Source organism: Arenibacter sp. F26102, from assembly GCF_023015865.1.
Taxonomy (GTDB): domain Bacteria; phylum Bacteroidota; class Bacteroidia; order Flavobacteriales; family Flavobacteriaceae; genus Arenibacter.
In genome coordinates this window covers 20,372-39,356 of sequence record NZ_JALKBC010000024.1, presented here as the reverse complement: position 1 = coordinate 39,356, position 18,985 = coordinate 20,372, and the positions used below count along the sequence as shown (strand labels likewise).

General features: G+C 37.3%; 18 protein-coding genes. 14 read left to right on the top strand and 4 right to left on the bottom strand.

Annotated features, from left to right (window positions below; all coding sequences use genetic code 11):
• Positions 1–116: 116 nt before the first annotated feature.
• The 10 genes from MWU78_RS21160 to MWU78_RS21115 all read left to right on the top strand — a co-directional run bounded on the left by MWU78_RS21160 (position 117) and on the right by MWU78_RS21115 (position 10,357).
• On the top strand, positions 117–845 hold the full coding sequence (locus MWU78_RS21160) for an MBL fold metallo-hydrolase (protein WP_247001599.1): 729 nt from the start codon (positions 117–119) through the stop codon (positions 843–845).
• 954 nt (positions 846–1,799) lie between these two features.
• The gene (locus tag MWU78_RS21155; RefSeq protein ID WP_247001597.1) at positions 1,800–2,651 is read left to right on the top strand and encodes a HAMP domain-containing sensor histidine kinase; all 852 of its coding nucleotides are present in this window, start codon (positions 1,800–1,802) and stop codon (positions 2,649–2,651) included.
• A gap of 147 nt (positions 2,652–2,798) precedes the next feature.
• Positions 2,799–3,770 carry an acyl-CoA thioester hydrolase/BAAT C-terminal domain-containing protein gene (locus MWU78_RS21150; RefSeq protein ID WP_247001595.1) on the top strand — a complete coding sequence of 324 codons (972 nt, stop codon included), beginning with the start codon at positions 2,799–2,801 and terminating at the stop codon, positions 3,768–3,770.
• Between the two features lie 212 nt (positions 3,771–3,982).
• Positions 3,983–5,386, top strand: coding sequence for a BNR repeat-containing protein (locus MWU78_RS21145; RefSeq protein ID WP_247001593.1), 1,404 nt, complete (start codon positions 3,983–3,985; stop codon positions 5,384–5,386).
• Positions 5,387–5,814: 428 nt separating this feature from the next.
• A complete protein-coding gene (locus MWU78_RS21140) occupies positions 5,815–6,633 on the top strand; it encodes a hypothetical protein (RefSeq protein WP_247001591.1) in 819 nt (272 codons plus the stop codon).
• Positions 6,630–7,112: a hypothetical protein gene (locus MWU78_RS21135; RefSeq protein WP_247001589.1), complete on the top strand. Its 483-nt coding sequence runs from the start codon at positions 6,630–6,632 to the stop codon at positions 7,110–7,112. Before MWU78_RS21140 ends, MWU78_RS21135 begins: the two co-directional genes overlap by 4 nt.
• A gap of 78 nt (positions 7,113–7,190) precedes the next feature.
• Positions 7,191–7,736: a DsrE family protein gene (locus MWU78_RS21130; protein ID WP_247001587.1), complete on the top strand. Its 546-nt coding sequence runs from the start codon at positions 7,191–7,193 to the stop codon at positions 7,734–7,736.
• 89 nt (positions 7,737–7,825) lie between these two features.
• Positions 7,826–8,743, top strand: coding sequence for an RluA family pseudouridine synthase (locus MWU78_RS21125; RefSeq protein ID WP_247001585.1), 918 nt, complete (start codon positions 7,826–7,828; stop codon positions 8,741–8,743).
• A 293-nt stretch (positions 8,744–9,036) separates the two neighbouring features.
• A complete protein-coding gene (locus MWU78_RS21120; RefSeq protein ID WP_247001583.1) occupies positions 9,037–9,507 on the top strand; it encodes a tRNA (cytidine(34)-2'-O)-methyltransferase in 471 nt (156 codons plus the stop codon).
• A 76-nt stretch (positions 9,508–9,583) separates the two neighbouring features.
• On the top strand, positions 9,584–10,357 hold the full coding sequence (locus MWU78_RS21115) for a sulfite exporter TauE/SafE family protein (RefSeq protein WP_247001581.1): 774 nt from the start codon (positions 9,584–9,586) through the stop codon (positions 10,355–10,357).
• A gap of 119 nt (positions 10,358–10,476) precedes the next feature.
• Here MWU78_RS21115 and MWU78_RS21110 read toward each other — a convergent pair whose 3' ends face one another.
• Positions 10,477–11,064, bottom strand: coding sequence for a DUF4494 domain-containing protein (locus MWU78_RS21110; protein WP_247001579.1), 588 nt, complete (start codon positions 11,062–11,064; stop codon positions 10,477–10,479).
• Between the two features lie 481 nt (positions 11,065–11,545).
• Here MWU78_RS21110 and MWU78_RS21105 point away from each other — a divergent pair, with 481 nt between their 5' ends.
• Positions 11,546–12,265, top strand: coding sequence for a class I SAM-dependent methyltransferase (locus MWU78_RS21105; RefSeq protein ID WP_247001577.1), 720 nt, complete (start codon positions 11,546–11,548; stop codon positions 12,263–12,265).
• 230 nt (positions 12,266–12,495) lie between these two features.
• Positions 12,496–13,500 carry a DUF1080 domain-containing protein gene (locus MWU78_RS21100; RefSeq protein WP_247001575.1) on the top strand — a complete coding sequence of 335 codons (1,005 nt, stop codon included), beginning with the start codon at positions 12,496–12,498 and terminating at the stop codon, positions 13,498–13,500.
• A 38-nt stretch (positions 13,501–13,538) separates the two neighbouring features.
• Here the strand turns inward: MWU78_RS21100 and MWU78_RS21095 are convergent, their stop codons facing one another.
• Positions 13,539–14,681: a hypothetical protein gene (locus tag MWU78_RS21095; protein WP_247001573.1), complete on the bottom strand. Its 1,143-nt coding sequence runs from the start codon at positions 14,679–14,681 to the stop codon at positions 13,539–13,541.
• A gap of 187 nt (positions 14,682–14,868) precedes the next feature.
• Here MWU78_RS21095 and MWU78_RS21090 point away from each other — a divergent pair, with 187 nt between their 5' ends.
• Positions 14,869–15,363, top strand: coding sequence for a helix-turn-helix domain-containing protein (locus MWU78_RS21090; RefSeq protein WP_247001571.1), 495 nt, complete (start codon positions 14,869–14,871; stop codon positions 15,361–15,363).
• Between the two features lie 626 nt (positions 15,364–15,989).
• Entirely contained in the window at positions 15,990–16,535 is a 546-nt protein-coding gene (locus MWU78_RS21085; RefSeq protein ID WP_247001569.1) for a pyridoxamine 5'-phosphate oxidase family protein, read from the top strand.
• A 91-nt stretch (positions 16,536–16,626) separates the two neighbouring features.
• Here MWU78_RS21085 and kbl read toward each other — a convergent pair whose 3' ends face one another.
• Entirely contained in the window at positions 16,627–17,814 is a 1,188-nt protein-coding gene (gene kbl, locus MWU78_RS21080; RefSeq protein ID WP_247001566.1) for a glycine C-acetyltransferase, read from the bottom strand.
• Positions 17,815–17,884: 70 nt separating this feature from the next.
• The gene (locus tag MWU78_RS21075; RefSeq protein WP_247001564.1) at positions 17,885–18,835 is read right to left on the bottom strand and encodes an NAD-dependent epimerase/dehydratase family protein; all 951 of its coding nucleotides are present in this window, start codon (positions 18,833–18,835) and stop codon (positions 17,885–17,887) included.
• Between the last annotated feature and the right edge of the window lie 150 nt (positions 18,836–18,985).

Genomic DNA, 18,985 nt, shown 5'->3' with positions numbered 1-18,985 from the left:
GTAAAAAGCATGGCTGGCGGTAACGAAAAGGTTTTCTTACCTCTACACAAATCATATTTTAAGCAATACCTGCAATGTGATAAAGCCATCAAACTTGGAATTGAATAGAAAGCAAAATGAAATTGAATTCTACAACGGACATAACGTGGTTTCCCAATTCTTGGATTAGGTTAAGGATTGATAATAGAATAATATATTTTGACCCAGCCTATTTAAAGACGTATTTTTCAAAATATCCCGATAAAACAGAATACTCAAAATGGCCTGACCCAATTGACGGAATGCCTAACGGACTTGAGAGAGCGGATTTTATATTTATAACTCATCACCACAAAGACCACTGCAAAAGAGTAACGGTAGACCGACTGATAAAACAGGATACAAAAATTTTCGCTCCAAAAAGTTGTGTAAAAGAGTTAGGCGACAATTTTATTATTGTAAAGCCAAATGACACTATTGAAATTGAAAAAAAAATTCGGTTGACCGTGGTAAACGCTTATAATACTGAACATGGGACATCAACAAAGAAACAACATAAAAAGGGAAAAGGTGTTGGCTATATTTTTACAATTAAAGGAATATCCTTTTATCATTTGGGCGACACGGACTTTTTAGTCGAAATGGAATTATTGAAAGACATTGACGTAGCATTTATTCCTATTGGCGGTAAATTTACAATGAATATTGACGAAGCAGTAAAGACAACAATAACGATTAATCCGAAAATTGTTGTCCCCATCCATAATCTTGGTGAGAGTTTTAGAGAATTCGAAAATAAACTGAAAGTTAAAGGGGAAAATATCAAGTGTATCATTCCCACAATTGGACAGGTAATCAAGTTATAGCATTACCTATTTATGATGTTTCCAGGAGCTGATATAAAAATTAAATCTCTTGGAAAAAATGAACTTAGAGGAAAAAAGGATTTGATCCAAAAATATTAAAAGAATTGAGGAATAAAAAGAAGACAACTGTTAACAAAGTATAACATAAATAACTGAGATAGTGATAAATTCTAATGTTGAAAGCCCTCAACTTTATTCTAACTGGATAAGATCGAAGCTTATAATCGGCTACTATTCTTATACTCAACCTAATAAGTACTTCGTTTTACATGAACCCAATTAAGTGTTCAAACAAACACTTAAAAAGCAGTTTATTAAACAATTTTTTTAATCTTTATAAAATATAATGAATAAAGAAAAATGACCTTAGACTACCCCTCGATATTGTTTTTTTTAGCCGTGAATAACTTATTTATTATTGCATTGTTCATCTATCAATATTTTTATCATCACAAACAATGGTGTTTATTGCTAGTAGCACTGGGTATTGCATTTCAAACGGTTACCATTGTGGTATATGCCAATAGGGATATTTTAGCTCCTTTGCATGCTTTGCGAATTAATAATTTCCTATTGATTTCTTCTTTTGCGTTAACATCCTATGGCCTAGTTTCTTTTGATGGCAAAATCCGAAAAAATCTTTTGTCGATTTTCTTAGTTCTTGGTCTTCTATTTTATTCGACAATTTTAATCTTTGAAGAAAACTACACAATCCTTAGTGTTGTACGCATAATTTCCTGTTCATTTTTCTTTGGGATAGGTGCCTTTTATCTATTTATCAATAAAAATAAATACAAATTTTCAATCCTTTTAAGTGGTGTTCTTATAATATATTCCTTATTCCAGCTTTTTCGTGCTTTTAATATATACCAATTGGGTGAGTCATTTGTCTTCCTCAAGAATTCGACTTTCAATAATTGGTTTCTAATAATCTCTGTCCTTGTAATTAGTGCTATGAGTATAGGATTCATAATGCTTTTAAAAGAAATGGATGAAAAAACCATCCTTAAAAAAAATATAAGAATTCAACATGATAAACTTAAACTTGAACAGTTAAACCTAACCCAAAACAAGTTGTTTTCAATTATTGCGCACGATTTAAGAAGTCCATTTATCAACATATTGGGTCTTTCTGACCTACTCTTGGGAAATGTAAAGGAAAACGATAATCCAGAATCTGAAAAATATACCGATTTAATAAATTCAACCGCCAAAAATACACTCAATCTACTGGACAACTTATTAAATTGGGCTAAATCACAAACTGGAGAACTTGGTTTTACCCCGCAAACAATTAATCTGTCAGAAGTTATATTCGAGATAATAGGACTTAAAACGTCACATGCAAAAGCTAAAAACATTTCTTTGCATTATTCCCCAACAAATGACATTGAATTATTTACCGATAAAAATATACTGGAAACTATTTTACGAAATTTAATTTCGAATGCAATTAAATTCACAAACCTTGGAGGACATATAGAAGTTGTGGCTACTACCGATCAACACCAAGTTGAAATTTCTATTTCCGACAATGGAATTGGTATGAACAAGGAAACAATTCGCAAAATTTTCGACTTATCCACTAATGTTACCTTGCCGGGCACTGCGAACGAAAGAGGTTCTGGTTTGGGTTTGGTACTTTGCAAAGAGTTTGTGGAAAAACTTAATGGGCATCTTTGGGTAGAAAGTGAAGAAGGAGAAGGAAGTAATTTCAATATTACCTTGCCATTGCATATTGAAAATAAAAAAGAAGTAAATCCGCAAATAACTAAGTGCGATTTCAGTACGGCAATCCACAATTGATTTTCACATCCCAGTTCATATTCCCGCGGCTTAGGACAGTCGCCTTTATTGGCTCCCTTTTCTTAAGATTATAAATTAATCTAAAGTGCTATATTTAAATCATCAATCAAATATACTAGCCGAGACCTTGGCAGCAACCTAAAGAAAATGAGGGAAAATAGAAAATACTTTAGTTTGATTGGAATAGCAGCATTCCTTTTTGTTGGGTACTTCATTGCCGATAATATGCTTTTCAACGGAATAAAACCCAACACTATAAATAAATATGGATTTCAAGCCAACTTCTTTGTGAAAGAAAATACAAAGAGTAAAGCAGCAGTAATTCTAATTGGCGGAGGACAATGGGGAGATTACTGGGCACAACAATTTGCGAAAAAGGAAATGGTGGGTTTGTCTATACCTTACACAGGAAAAGCAGGTTTACCAAGATTAGCTGAAGAAATTGAATTGGAATACTTTGAAAATGCCATTAATTGGCTTAGAGAACGGCCTGAAGTGGACCCAAATAAAATAGTTGTTATGGGGGCGTCAAGAAATGCGGAATTGGCGTTGGTAATTGCTTCCACATTCCCCGAATATATTAGCGGAGTTGTGGCCTATGCACCGAGCTCCGTTTCTTGGTCAAATACAGTTTTACCCTACAATTCCAATGAACTGAAAGCGAGCTGGAAATATAAAGGAGTTGATATTCCATACGTGCCAATGAATAAAATCATGGGAAACGAAACGAGTAAAATTATAATGGTGGACTATTGGACAAATGGTTTAGCAAAATTGGAATTCATTGAACAAGCTGCTATAAAAGTAGAAAAGATCAATGGACCCATTCTGCTTTTTTCAGGAAAGGATGATAAGGTTTGGCCATCATCAATAATGGCGGATATGATAGAAAAGAGATTGGAAGATAATAATTTTGAACATTCCTTTCAGAATATAAAATATGACAACGCTGGACACTTAATTTCAGGTAATCCAGATGATAATTCCAGTTATAGATCTGCAATAATCAATATTAACGGAAAAGATTATGAATATGAATTTGGCGGAAATGATAATGGCGACTTTAAGGCAAAACAAGATGCCAAAATAAAATTGATGGAATTCATAGATAAGATATAATTGTAATTAATTGGCAGTTGCCAACAGCCTGTATAAAACATATCCAATAGGCGTTAAAATCCAAGGTCAGTGTTTCTCAACAGCTAAGTAGCCCGGAATCCCGAACGAATTCATACCACCTTCCGTGCTGGGGCCTGGTATCAAATTCATATTCAATATATTAGTGTAAGATTAATACACAACAAGCCGGAAATTTATAAAACAAATATAATATGAAAACAAAACTTGTCATTGTTATTGTTGGTTTCTTATTACTATTCGCGTGCAGCACAAAAAAATCCAATCAACCACTTGAAATCGATGAAACAGGCAAAACCGAAACCATCGAACAAGTTATAAAAATTGACAGTGTATGGGCAGGTCATCCCGTTGGGTTTTGCCTATATACGCATGGAGACAGACAGTATATAGCTTACTACAATGCCAACCGCAACTTGGTGGTTGGACAAAGAAATCTTGAGGATGAGAACTTTGATTTGCATATAATGCCTCCAACAAGTCGCGAAACTTCTGGCGGCACAAGTACTGTTTTGGGATGGGACAGTCACAATTCTGTTACTCTTGGAATCGATAAAGATGGATTCATTCATCTTTCCGGGAACATGCATACGAATCCCATTACTTATTTCAAGAGCAAACACGCCAACGATATATCCTCACTCGTACAGGAAATGGAAATGATTGGGACCAATGAGAAAAAAAGTACCTATCCTCATTTTATGCTAACAAAAGATGGGGAGTTGATTTTTCATTATCGCGATGGCAGTAGTGGAAATGGCAACGAGATTTATAATATCTATTCAAGCGAAAATAAAACCTGGTCTAGAATGCTGGATGTTCCCTTAACGGACGGACAAGGATTGATGAATGCATACCAAACACAACCAACTGTTTTGAAGGATGGTTGGTATCATGTTTATTGGGTTTGGCGAGATACTCCTGATTGTGAGACCAATCATGATCTATCGTACATGAGGAGCCCGGATTTGAAAAACTGGTTTGATGCTTTTGGTGGAAAAATTGCTTTACCTGCCACTTTGGATAATAAGTCATTGATTGTTGATCCAATTCCTGTAAAAGGAGGAATCATTAATTTGGCAGCTAAACTCTGTTTGGATGAAAATAACAACCCGGTATTTGTCTATCATAAATATGATTCTGTTGGAAACCTTCAGATATACGCTGCTCACATAAATGATAAAAAATGGATTCATAGTCAAGTGACCAATTGGGATTATCGCTGGGAGTTTTTAGGTCGCGGAAGTATCAATGTTGAATTTCGCTTCAAAGATTTCAATATAAGAAAGGATGGTTATTACGAAGTTGATTATTGGCATATCAAATACGGAAATGGGACTATTTTGCTTAACAATAAATTTGAAAATATTGGGAAGGTATTGAAACCTGAACCATTTGACTCAAGTCTGGAAATTAAAGGAGATTTTCCTGGTTTATTGGTCAAGACCAGTGAAGACATTGGAGCTGTCAGTGACAAAAGCATTAGATACGTTCTCAAATGGGAAACACTCAACAGTAACCGGGATTTGCCACGTGAAAAACCTTGGCCCAAACCAAGCCAGCTGGTTTTGTATAAATTAAAGAGTACTAAAGAGTAATCTTTTACATTTGAAATAAATTACTTAATAAAATGAATACCAAACCATAGGCTAACGGTATGTTACCAATTGGCAAAATCCTAATTAGGTAATTATAAAGTCGTCACCTTTGCCGATACAAATCCTTAAATGAACTATCTGAATAAAGAATTTCCATATTTTCAACTACTAAACCCTGCCTATCTAGATGCTGTTACAGATTGGTTAAATAAAATTCTTAAAGATTAAAATTTGTGCAGATCAATGTGATATTGTAACCATAGTTTTTAACGGGAAAACCGGTGCCTGACAAAACCTATATACAACTGTGGCAACATGGCTTTTCAAAGGATTGTGTATTTTTATAATTTTCACGAAAATCATAATTATCCGATGGCGAAAAATTAAAAATATTACTTCGACAAGAAAAATAATACCAAACATAAAATATGAAAAACAGAGGAAGTGGTCATGATTTAAATAGAAGGAAGTTCCTAAAATCCTCATTGATAGGAGGAATTACATTGGCCAGTATTCCTTCCCTTTACAGTTGTAAGAAAGAGGAATTGGACTATATCCTGGATTTAAATGTTCCCACAAAACTGTTTGATGGTAAAAGATGCTGGTGTCATCCCCGGGCGGGGATTGTACCTAAGGCTGGTGAAAATAATACCCCAAAAGTGGTAATGACCATGAACAAATTGGATCTGGCAGGGAGCGATATTTTCTACGGAATGTATGGATTGGATACCGATAATCTGGCCAAGAACTGGACATCACCAAAAGAATTGAAATCATTGGCCCCACGATTCGAAATAATTGATGGTATTGAGCGGCCTGTAGCAATAAGCGACTTTTCACCAAAATGGCATACGGCTACAAAAACTTTGCTGGGTGTAGGGCATACCGTTGCGTATACCCCCAACTGGAAAATATCAAATCCAAGGCCCAGAAACACGTCCTATTCAGTTTATGATAGGCACAAAAATGTATGGAGTGATTGGCAAAAGTTAATAATGCCGGATGAAGTTAAATTTTATAATGCGGGTGCTGGTTGCGTTCAACGCTATGACATGGAAAATGGTGAAATCTTACTCCCCATATATTTTCGACCAGAAGGAAAAAATTCAAGGGTTACAATTTGTAAGTGTTCTTTTGATGGAGAAAAACTGGAATATCTTTCCCATGGAACCGAACTGGAATTAAATGACGATACACGCGGATTGGGAGAACCTTCATTGACAAAATTTAAGAATAATTTTTTATGACCATTCGAAATGATAAAAAAGGCTTTGTGGCACGGAGTAAGGATGGATTGAATTTTGACAATTACCAGCCCTGGACATTTGATGATGGCACGGAGCTTGGAAGTTACAATACACAACAGCATTGGGTTACACATAGTGAAGGTTTATTTCTGATCTATACTCGTAAAGGGGCGGACAACGATCATGTATTTCGCCATAGGGCACCCCTTTTTATGGCAGAGGTGGACCCAGAGAATTTATGTGTGATCAGGGATACGGAACAGATTCTTGTCCCGGAAAGAGGTGCACGCTTAGGGAATTTTGGTATTACAGATGTGTCCCCTGATGAATCTTGGGTCACTGTTTCAGAGTGGATGCAACCTGAAGGTGTTGAAAAATATGGTAGCGATGGAAGTGTTTTTGTTGCGAAGATTAAATGGAATCGTCCAAATCGTCTTTTTCCTAAAGTAGCTTCTTACAAATATTCTCCAGCACCATAAAACCGGGCCAGTTGGTTTGTAATTGCTAAATTAGATGCTTAAAATAGATACAAACACTTGGTGATAATTATATTGAATATGAAAATAAATATTTTAACGATAATCTTCTTAAGCCTTTTTTACAACACTGGATTAGGCCAAATCACGAAACCGGAATATGGTCCAGTTTTTGACGAAATAGGGGCAACGTACGACATTGAAAATGCAGATTTTGTTCCAGATTCCACATTCGTCCTAAAGGCCATCTTTGACATAGACTATATGCCCAAAGACTCATTAGCTTCAAATTCCTTGATATCCAGTCTACACCGATATTTAAATATGCACGTCAAAAATGGAGTAAAGGAATCCAACATCTCACTTGCGTTTGTTTTGCACGGAGCCTCAACTAAGGATGCGCTCACGGATGAAGCCTACATGAGAAAATATGGAATAAAAAACCCTAATACCAATTTAATCCGGACATTGTCAGAACATAGGGTAGAAATGTATATCTGTGGTCAATCCGCAACTCATGCAGGTATTTCAAAGTCAGAAATTCTGCCCGAAATTAAATTGGCTTTATCTGCCATGACCGTCTTGACCATTTATCAATCCGAAGGATATTCACTTATAAAGTTTTAGTGGATTGTTCATTATAAAACATAGAGAATAATCATTCATACTATCACCAATAAATCCTAAACTGCATATAATCACAGTTTAGTAAGCCCTTGGCAAAAAATAAAAACATTATCAGTACTACAGAAATACATATTGTGCCCAAAATACCTTCGCCTATTCGTCTACAGGAATATGGGGTTGGAATTTTCATTGCCGCTTTTACCAAATCAGCCTTAAAAAAAGCACTAAAGAAAAAGTTTATTAAGGTCAATGATGCTATTGCAACTACGGCTACTATAATAATTGGAGGTGAGCGTATAAGCTTAGCCATTCCAAAAGAAGTTGGTCCCCATAAAAAACTGTTGTTTCCTCTTAATGTTTTATTTGAGGATGATTATTTGGCAGTGATCCATAAACCTGGTGGTATTATGGTCAGTGGCAATAGCTTTAAAACAATTGCCAATGCCTTGGCCCAAAACATTCAACGAAGTACTCTCTCTGATGCTACAAAACCACAACCTGTTCATAGATTGGATTATGCAACCACAGGTATTTTATTGGTGGGGAAAACCAGTAGTTGCATACGTGCTTTAAATAGAATGTTTGAGGACAAAAAGGTTGAGAAAACATATTATGCAGTAACTATTGGTGAAATGAACGATGAAGGAATAATCATTTCAGAAATTGACGGTAAGAAATCACAATCGAATTATAAATTAATTGAATCTGTTTCCTCCAAAAGATTTGGCAAACTCAACCTTGTACTTTTGAAACCTCGAACAGGCAGGAGACATCAATTGCGTAAACATCTGTCCAGTATCAACAATCCCATACTAGGAGATGCAACATATGGAATTGAAGATTTAGTTTTAAGTGGTAAGGGCTTGTACCTACATGCCTATTCGTTAAATTTTATACATCCATTTACAAATGAGCAGGTCTATTTAAAAGACGAATTTCCTCAAAGGTTTAGGAAAATATTTAATACCGAAACAACAGAAAGGCTAATTGACATGGACCATAGTTAATATGGACTTTGGTGTTCAATTCCAAGTTTTACCTATATTTATAATCTCGCCAATTCAATTTAATTGGTATTTAAAAACTAATAAATAAATCAAAGCCCCGCCCCCACCCCAATCATAAGTTCGGGTATACCGTAACCAGCCGGACAAAGCATTCTGGCAGGAGGCATACCTGCACAACTTTGTTATTCAGGCGGTCAAAAGCTTTGGCTACAGAAAAGACGGAACGATAGGCGCTTATTCCCTCCTGAAGTACATATAATAACTAGGCCTTTAAATAGCATTAACATTAAATAATGGGATTAAATATTGTATTAATTGAACCAGAGATACCTATGAATACAGGAAATATTGGTCGACTAAGTTTAGGGTCAGGGTCAAATTTACATCTTGTAAAACCATTTGGATTTGAATTAAGTGATAAGAGATTAAAAAGGGCCGGATTGGATTACTGGAAGAATATTTCCCTCTTCATTTATGAAAGCGTTGATGACTTCTACGCAAAAAATAAAGGCAAACACTTTGCATACTTCTCCAGCCATGGGACTCAAGATTACTGGGATATTGACTATAAAGATGACATGTTTCTGATTTTTGGGAAAGAATCAACCGGTTTACCCAAAAATATGGTCACAGAAAATTCTGAGTATGTATACAATATTCCTATTTATAGCCCACATATCCGAAGTTTAAACTTGGCAAATGCTGTTGGCATAGTGGTCTATGAAGGTATTAGAAATTTAAAAACGCATTACAACAAAGCCTAACTTTACAAGGTCCTGATTATTGGCTGTACCCTTATAATGTAATATGCAATTCAGAAGAAATTAATCCTATAATAAGATGGAGATAATATTAATATCCATAGTCGCCTTCTTGGCTGCCATTCTTACCTTTTTCTCAGGTTTTGGACTAGGTACAATTCTTACTCCAGTATTTATGCTCTTTTTTTCTGTTGAGTTGGCAATTGCCTTAACAGGGTTGGTACATTTTTTTAACAATGTTTTTAAAATTTTCCTGGTCGGTAAAAACGCCGAAAAGAGTGTACTTATCAAATTCGGTATTCCGGCCGTTATTTTTGCTTTTATCGGTGCCTGGGTATTGATTCATATACCAGATGCCAAGCCTTTATTTGTTTACCACTTATTCGGAAAGACTTTTGAAGTCTTCCCCGTGAAATTCATCATTTCCATATTGCTTATTATATTCGCCTCAATGGACCTAATACCCTATTTTCAAAATTTGAATTTCGCCAAGAATAAATTGCCAATTGGCGGTGCTTTAAGCGGATTTTTTGGTGGCCTCTCGGGAAACCAAGGTGCATTAAGAAGTGCTTTTCTTATAAAGGTAGGTCTAAGTAAGGAAACATTTATAGGAACAGCGGTAGTGGTTTCAACCTTTGTGGACTTTACCCGATTGGGTGTTTATGCAACAAGGTTCAATAAATCTGGATTAATGGACAATCTGACCTTGGTTATTTTTGCCACTTTATCGGCAATTGCAGGCGCCTATATTGGAAATAAGTTACTGAAAAAAGTAACTCTTAAATTTTTACAGATTACCGTTGCTACTATGCTTATTATAATATCCCTTGCGCTGGGCGGAGGATTGATATAATTAAGTAATTACACTCCGATTATAAGGCATGTAACTGCGTTTAAACATTCGTGTAGCTAACAAAAAAAGAGGGCTAATAAGCCCTCCTTGTTATATAATTAACGTATTGGTCGACTACACTAGTCCTCTTCCCCATCCAAAGTTCCTACTGCCAGGGCTTCTTCGTTTTCAAAAGTGTCCAATGCTTCCAAATCTTCATTAAGTGCATTGGTGGGTTCCAAAGTTGAATCCTTTAGCGCGTTAAACTTTTCCAATTCTTTCAAGTCTCCTTCGTCCCCTGAAAAATAAGGAAATACATCCATGATGGGTGATTCGGAAATTACAGGAATGGTGTAATCGCCCATAGTACCTTTCATGGCCTGAATGGTGTTATCATAAGCCTCCTTTACATCATTGGCTTGTACCAACAAATAGATATTTGTTTTTCTTTCCTTACCACTTTTTTCATCGAAGGCAATTAAAGACACTTTGGACTTAAACCAGCGATCTGAATTTTCAAAAGGATGTACCTCAGAAAAATTCGCAACCTTTATATTCGTAATCAAGAATTCCTCACTAGTATAAGCGGCCATCTCTTCGTTTATTCTACTCTCCGCTTCGGTATACGATATAGCATCCAATAAATAAGTTTCAGTAGTTACTTTCTGTTCTCCAGTTTCATGGATTTTTCTATATTTTACTTTGCACTCGTACCAAGTCTGACTCATATCTATTTTTTTTAAGGATGCCAAAAATAGGTCTTAACAAAAAAATTATCCCCCCATTATCAAAATAGATATTCACAATTTCTGAATGACTTTTTATTTTCATATTAAATTTAGAAAAGGTATATCCTAGGGTAATAGTTCTTGGTTTGGCTAACTATCCATCTCTCAACACTCTATACAAAACAAACAGTTGGTTCCCAATCCAAATAGGGGTACTTGGCGAGGACGCAACATTTATTTATATTCCGATCTCGGTATCTGAAATGGTCATAAACGGAAAACGTAATAGGAAGATATTTATAGATTTCGTTCCAATTTCCTTAAGTAAAATCCCAGCAATCCATTATCTTTAATCCAGAGGTGAATTCGCATTTCCGATTTCAGGACCCCTTGCCATTTGACATAGGAAACACTATGCATTCAAAAATGGCAACGATATGGACAAAAACTAATGTACTATAAAATTAAACTGCTGTAGCTTATGAAAAAGGTTGTTCATGCTATATTCTTATTCGCTTTTCTATTGACTTTAAACCAAGGTGTTGCCCAGGATAAAACTCAAAATAGTAATTACATCTTTAAAACTGGCGACCCAAATGGTATTGGAAAATGGTATATGGGAAGGGAAATTGCCCATGTAATGGGGTATCAGGGAATGCAATGGTTAGACCGTCCGGATCGTGAAGAAGAGGAAAACACCAGTACATTATTGAAGAATATGGTAATTGATTCCAAGGATGTCATTGCCGACATTGGTGCGGGATCCGGTTACCACGTTTTTAAGATGGCTCCAATGACCCAGCATGGACTGATCTACGCCGTTGATATTCAGGATGAGATGTTGGCAGAGATCGATCGCCGTAAAGAGGAGGGCGGTTTTAAGAATGTGTTGGTCATAAAAGGAAGTGAAAAAAATGTAAACTTACCGGAAAATTCGGTGGACAAGGTGCTGCTTGTAGATGTTTACCATGAGTTTAATTATCCAGTGGAAGTTATCGCTTCCATTAAAAAGGCTTTACGGCCCGATGGCAAAATGTTTTTGATAGAATATCGCGGTGAAGACGACACTGTACCTATAAAAACACTTCATAAAATGACGGAAGCACAGGCAGTTAAGGAAATGCGGGCTGCCGGTATGAAACTAGAGCGGAACATAGATAACCTTCCCTGGCAACATTGTATGGTTTTTGTAAAGAAATAGCTATTCAGTATTGCCAGTGGACTATATGGTTTTACTCCTGCCCTATTCTGAAATTGGATTTTGAGGCAAAGCCATTCAATTTCAAATAAATGTCAGCAGGTATTTGTACTCGGGTTCTGATTGAACTTAAGTCATTGAAAAAGCACTTTTTTTTAGAACATTTCATTATCTTCAGGAGATAATTGACGGCCTAGATATCAAAAAATTAACGCGAATTAAAACCAACTCGAATGAAACGGACACTTACATTTATAATAGCATTATTTACAGCCTTTAACGCCCTTGCCGTTAATTTGGCTCCATCCGAAGCCACTAACCCTTTTATGGGTATGTGGGGGCTCGACATTGAAGGGGGAGGTGCAGGCTGGTTAAACGTACATCAGGACCAAGGCTTCTTGGATGCCGAACTTTTATGGATCGGTGGTAGTGTAGTCCCGGTCGCCAACGTATATCTAGCTGATGAAAACACCCTTGTTGTTACGAGAACCAATCAGGTGAAAAGAAGTGCTGACCGCAGCCATACGGTAACCTATACCTTGGAGGTCAAAAAAGTGGGAGATGTCTTGCAGGGTACCATGAGTGGTCCCAATAGGGACGGAAACGGGGTGTCCGTCAAAAATTTTACTGGAAAGCGTATGCCGCCCATGCCCAATACGCCGGACCTGTCCAAGGTGAAATTTGACAAACCTATCATATTGTTCAATGGAAAGGACTTAAGCGGCTGGAAAATGATCGATCTTGAAAAGGCCAATGGATTTAAGGTCGTAGATGGCACGCTGATGAACGATCCAGTTCAACCAGAAGATGGCGAACATATTTCCTATGGAAACATTCGCACCCTACAGGAATTTAATGATTTCAACCTAAAGCTTGAAGTCAATGTACCCGAAGGAAACAATAGTGGGGTCTACTTACGTGGACTCTATGAAATTCAGGTAGTGGATTCGTACGGAAAGGAATTGGATTCCCATAATATGGGAGCCCTGTATAGTCGCATCACACCAAGTATGGCTGCTGAAAAACCCGCGGGTGAATGGCAGTCATTTGATATCACCTTGGTAGACCGACATGTAACAGTAATCTTTAACGGCAAGAAAATAATCGACAATCAACCCGTTTGGGGCCCCACAGGTGGTGCCCTGTCTTCCGATGTTTTAAGTCCAGGGCCTATCTATTTGCAAGGAGACCATGGTAATGTAGCTTATCGCAATATTGTTTTGACCCCTATCAAATAATCTAAAAAAAGGCCTCCTTTTCAGGGAGGCCTTAATTCCTATTTTTCCATTTTAAGGACAGCAAATTTGCCTTTGTTCCAACCATGGACAAGCAAATACAATTGTTTTGATCCATTTTTGGTGACAAAGTGTGGCCAAACCTGGTGAATATTGGTCAAGACAGGGATATCCAAATCTCCAGGAATTACTGTGGATACCAACTTCTCCCCTGTATGAACATATAGCGGAGCTGATTTCTGTTCTCCAATAGCCTGCAAAGCATTTAGGAAGTAATGTTCATCTTTGTAGGAGACATTACATATGAGACTACTTTCTGGAATATCATTAAAAATTTCCACAAACTTTCCTTTCTTAGTAAATTTCACTACCTGTCCTGCAGCCCTATTGGCTACAAGGATATGTTTTTCATGGGCATATATCCCATGTGCAGTCTGAAACTGACCAGGATTGTCTCCCTTTCCACCCCACGCAAGCTTGGCCCAGCTCCATTCACCACCTTTTTCCTTAATAGTCATTACAAAATCTCCTTTGGAATAACCATGGGCCACATATAGCGTACCATTTAAATAAGTTACATCGGTTACCCCAAAATTGCTGTCCTTGGATGCAAAGAACTCATTGGCAGGGGCAAATTTGAACTCGGTGCCCGTGGGCTTCGAAATTTCACTCACAATATTACCATCCAATGTCAATACAAGTACCCTTTTGCCCTCTTGTGCCACTGCCAAATATTTTTTGCCTTTATGAACAAAGAAAACAATACCATGAATATTGTCCTTCAAGCGCTGATCGGTTCCCAAGGTGGACCACTTTGTTAGATCTTGGCTGATGGAACACAGGCCATACCCGGGAATTCCAGTATATACGATTCCTGTTTCTGGATCTTCATTGAAACCTCCATGCATTCCTGGTTCAAATTCATGGGCATCTTCTGGAAAAGCAGCAGTTAATTCCTGATCCCATGAAAATATATAATCGCCCTGGCCTGTGACCAGTTTTGCTTGCTTAGGCATTTCATCCGAGGCCATTGGGCCATGCTCATGATGATGGGCCATATCATTATTTTCATGTGTATGATGTGTATGATCTTGCGAGTGTTGGTTGTTTTGTGCCAATAAGGTTGATGATAATCCCAAGGAGGAAGCAATCGACAATACGGCTAGTGTAGTTTTTTTAAACATGGATGGTTTTTTATTATTTTTTTGAAAGTTAATCAATCCTAGGTAAATATTCAACCGGTTAAATTATCTATTATTTGCTACCGGACGAATCAAATAAGAAATTATTTTTTACAAAAAAGTTTAAACTATGTAACCAGTTACGGAAAATAATATACATTTTCGTAACCAGTTACTTAATTAAAATATCATGAACGACTTTTTAACGGAAATGGAATTTGTTGGACTAACCAGTAGGCTTAAGCGTTTAAGTGATTCCCTACTCTATAGCACCAAGGAATTATATAAATCGGAAGGGCTGGATATTGAACCAAATTGGAACTTGATCTTTATTCTCTTGCAGGAAAACGAGACCATGACCATAACCGAAATATCGGAAACATTACAATTCTCACATCCGGCCGTGGTAAAAATCATTAATAAAATGAAAAAAAACGGACATGTAGAGACCAGGACCGATACCAAGGATAAAAGAAAGCAGATATTAACTCTTACGGAAAAAGCCCATAAGCAATTACCGGTTTTTGAGAAATACTGGACGGCAGGAAGACAGACCGTTATGGATCTACTTGCAGACAGTCCCAATTTTTTAGAGGAATTTTTAAAAATAGAAGAAAAAGTGAACCAAAGCGATTACAAAGAAAGAACATTAAACAATTTAAAAAATGACGAACCTAGTTATTGAGACTATTGGCTATATAGCAATCCTTACAGGCTTCTTTGCTATTACTAAAAAAGACATGAACAAATTCCGTCTTTGGCATTTGATTTCAAGTTTTTTCTATATCATTTATGGCGCTATGTTAAATTCGGTACCCCTTGTGGTTGCCGGAGTAGTATTTTGTATAATACATGTTTATCATTTAATGAAAATTTACGATTCCAACAAAGGCCCCAAACTCAAAATCTAATTGCATTTGTATACAACACTTTTTACAGGAACCCAATTCAAATTGAAACTATAGGTTCCGTGCACTAGTAAAAGTTTTGTAAATTTATGCTTGCCCAATTCATGGGTTTCATTTGATTAGCGTGAGTTCGATATGGAACGAAACGCACATAGGTGATAATGGATTAATTTTTGTCTCCTCCTTCGCAGTCGAGAGGTTGAGACAATTATATCTTTAATTTAAGGCCTATCCCGATAACCACCTTAGGGATTCGATGCGCCTGCCTGCGGAAGGCAGGCTCGACAGGACAACCTCGCCTAAAATTGGTCGTTAACGATTAAAAATCGTACTAGCGCACGTTACTTAACATATTGTCTCACACTAGAACCCTCGGTATTACCATTGTTCCTAATTTCTAAACATGGGAAAAAAACTAGATTCGATTACAGTTGATTTGAAAGAATTCATTGAGAAGCAAAAGATATTTTTTGTTGGCACAGCAGCTTCTGAGGGCAGGGTAAATATATCGCCAAAAGGAACCGATTCATTTAGAATCCTTGACAAAAATAAAATTGTATGGCTAAATCTAACCGGCAGTGGCAATGAATCGGCAGCACATGTATTGAAGAACAACAGAATGACCATCATGTTCTGTGCATTTGAAGGAAAGCCAGTGATACTAAGGATTTATGGACAGGCAAAAATCTACCATAAAAGAGATATGGAATTCCATAATTTTATTAAACTATTCCCCGAAAATACTGGTTCACGACAGATTATTGAAATGGATATCGATTTGGTACAGACCTCCTGTGGCTTTGCAGTTCCCTTTATGGACTATAAAGGGGAAAGAAATGCTTTGAACTCGTGGTCCCAAAAACAGGGAACTGCTGGAATTGAAACGTATTGGGAAAATAAAAACACTTCAAGTATTGATGGATTTGAAACCAAAATACTGGGCGATTAATCCCAACACTGCCAACACCAATGATTGCACAAACCCAATAATAAATAGTATGGACTGTAATTACCTTTTCCAATTATTTAAGCCGTAGGTACTAAATTACCTTTAGCCCCTTCCCTACTTTGGTAAAAGCTGCTACCGCCTTCTCCAAATGCTTCTGCTCATGGGCCGCGGACAACTGCACCCTAATTCTGGCTTTGCCTTTTGGAACTACAGGGTAGAAAAAACCGATCACATAAATTCCCTCCTCCAACAATTTGGCCGCGAATTCTTGGGCCAAAGGTGCCTCATAGAGCATTACCGGAACAATAGGGTGATCTCCAGGTACTATATCAAAACCCGCTTCGGTCATAGCTGTTCGAAAATATTTAGTATTGGCCTCCAACTTGTCCCGAAGCGCAGTTGAGGAAGATAGAAGATCCAATACTTTTATGGACGCCCCAACAATGGATGGTGCCAAGGTGTTGGAAAACAAATAGGGTCTGGAACGCTGTCTTAACATATCCACAATTTCCTTTCTCGCCGCCGTAAAGCCTCCAGAAGCACCCCCTAGGGCCTTGCCATAAGTTCCGGTGATGATATCAATCCTTCCCATTACATTTCTATATTCATGCGCACCACGCCCAGTAGCTCCTAAAAAACCAGTAGAATGACATTCATCTACCATGACCAGGGCATCATATTTGTCGGCCAAATCACAGATTTTATCCAATTGTGCAATGGTTCCGTCCATTGAAAAAGAACCATCGGTTACAATTAATTTTCTTCGTGAACCTTCTGCTGCTTTCAATTGTTCCTCGAGGTCCGGCATGGAATTATGCTCATATCTAAATCGCTTGGCCTTGCACAATCGTATACCATCTATTATAGAGGCATGGTTAAGCGCATCTGAAATTATCGCGTCCTCGGCACCTAGAATTGGTTCAAAGAGTCCACCGTTGGCATCAAATGCAGCCGCATAAAGTATACAATCTTCCATACCTAAAAACTCGGCGGTCTTGCGCTCCAATTCCTTATGTATATCCTGGGTCCCGCATATAAAACGAACTGACGATAATCCAAAACCATGGGAGTCAATAGCGTCTTTGCCAGCTTTTATAACGTCTGGATGCGCGGATAGACCCAAATAGTTGTTGGCACAAAAATTTAGGACTTCCTTGGTATTGGTGGTTTTGATCTCCGCCCCTTGCGGAGTCGTAATTATTCTTTCCTCCTTATAAAGTCCCTCGGCCTTAATGGCTTTAAGCTCTTCCTGTAATGCGTTTTTTACTGTTGAATACATGTCTTTTATTTCTTTTTACTGCCCAAACTTGGTCAAGGCATTCTGTTTTTTTTAAATAGCCCTAATGAATCTATTCGTGAGGTATGTACTGTTCTTTTAGTTTTTCGATCATGGTGCGTACAATTTTTTCCAGATCGTATTCCGGCTTCCATCCCCAATCCAAAGTTGCCTCGACGTCATTTATAGATTTCGGCCATCGGGCAGCAATGCCTTGCCTAAAATCGGGCTCATATTTTACCTTAAACTCTGGATAGTAATTATGGATTTCCGTTACAATATCCTCTGGAGAAAAACTACTGCCGGCAAGATTATAGGCCGTTCTTATTTTAATGTTCTTTTTAGGCGCCTCCATTAATTCCATAGTTGCCCTTATGGCGTCATCCATGAAGATCATGGGCAGGGTAGTATCTTCATTGAGGAAACAAACAAATTCTTCTTCCAAGACCGCCTTGTGGAAAATTTCCACCGCATAATCTGTTGTACCACCACCAGGCAAGGATTGGTAACCTATAACCCCCGGGTATCGAAGAGATCTTACATCCAAACCATATCTTAAAAAATAATATTGTGCCCAGTTTTCTCCTGCCGCCTTGCTCATCCCATATACTGTTGCAGGATTTAGAAATGCGTTGTTGGGAGTATTAACCCAAGGGGCATCCTCTCCAAATACGGCAATGGAACTTGGAAAGAACACCTTGTCCAACTCATGGATTCTAGCTACCTCCAATACATTAAAAAACATCCTCATATTAAGATCCCAGGTTGCCAACGGATTTTCTTCTCCCTTGGCAGACAAAATTGCCGCCAAATGATAAATTTGGGTGATTTTATATTTAGTAACCACGTCGGTCAAATGTATTCTATTCGTAGCATCCAAGACCTCAAAGGTTCCATTAAAATTGTGGGTTTTCTTAATATCGGTAGCTACCACATTGGCCAAACCATGATGATGTTGCAACTCTTTTACAAGTACAGTTCCCAATTGTCCATTGGCGCCGATTACTAGAACTTTTGCTTTCATAATGTACTGTTTTTACTAAATTAACAAAAGTGTTAATTACTATCAAAATTACAAATAACGAGTCAATCAAGTAAATTATCCACACAATTAAGTAATTATACCTTTATTATATTACTTTTAAAGCTTATTTTACTTTTATCAATAAAAAAT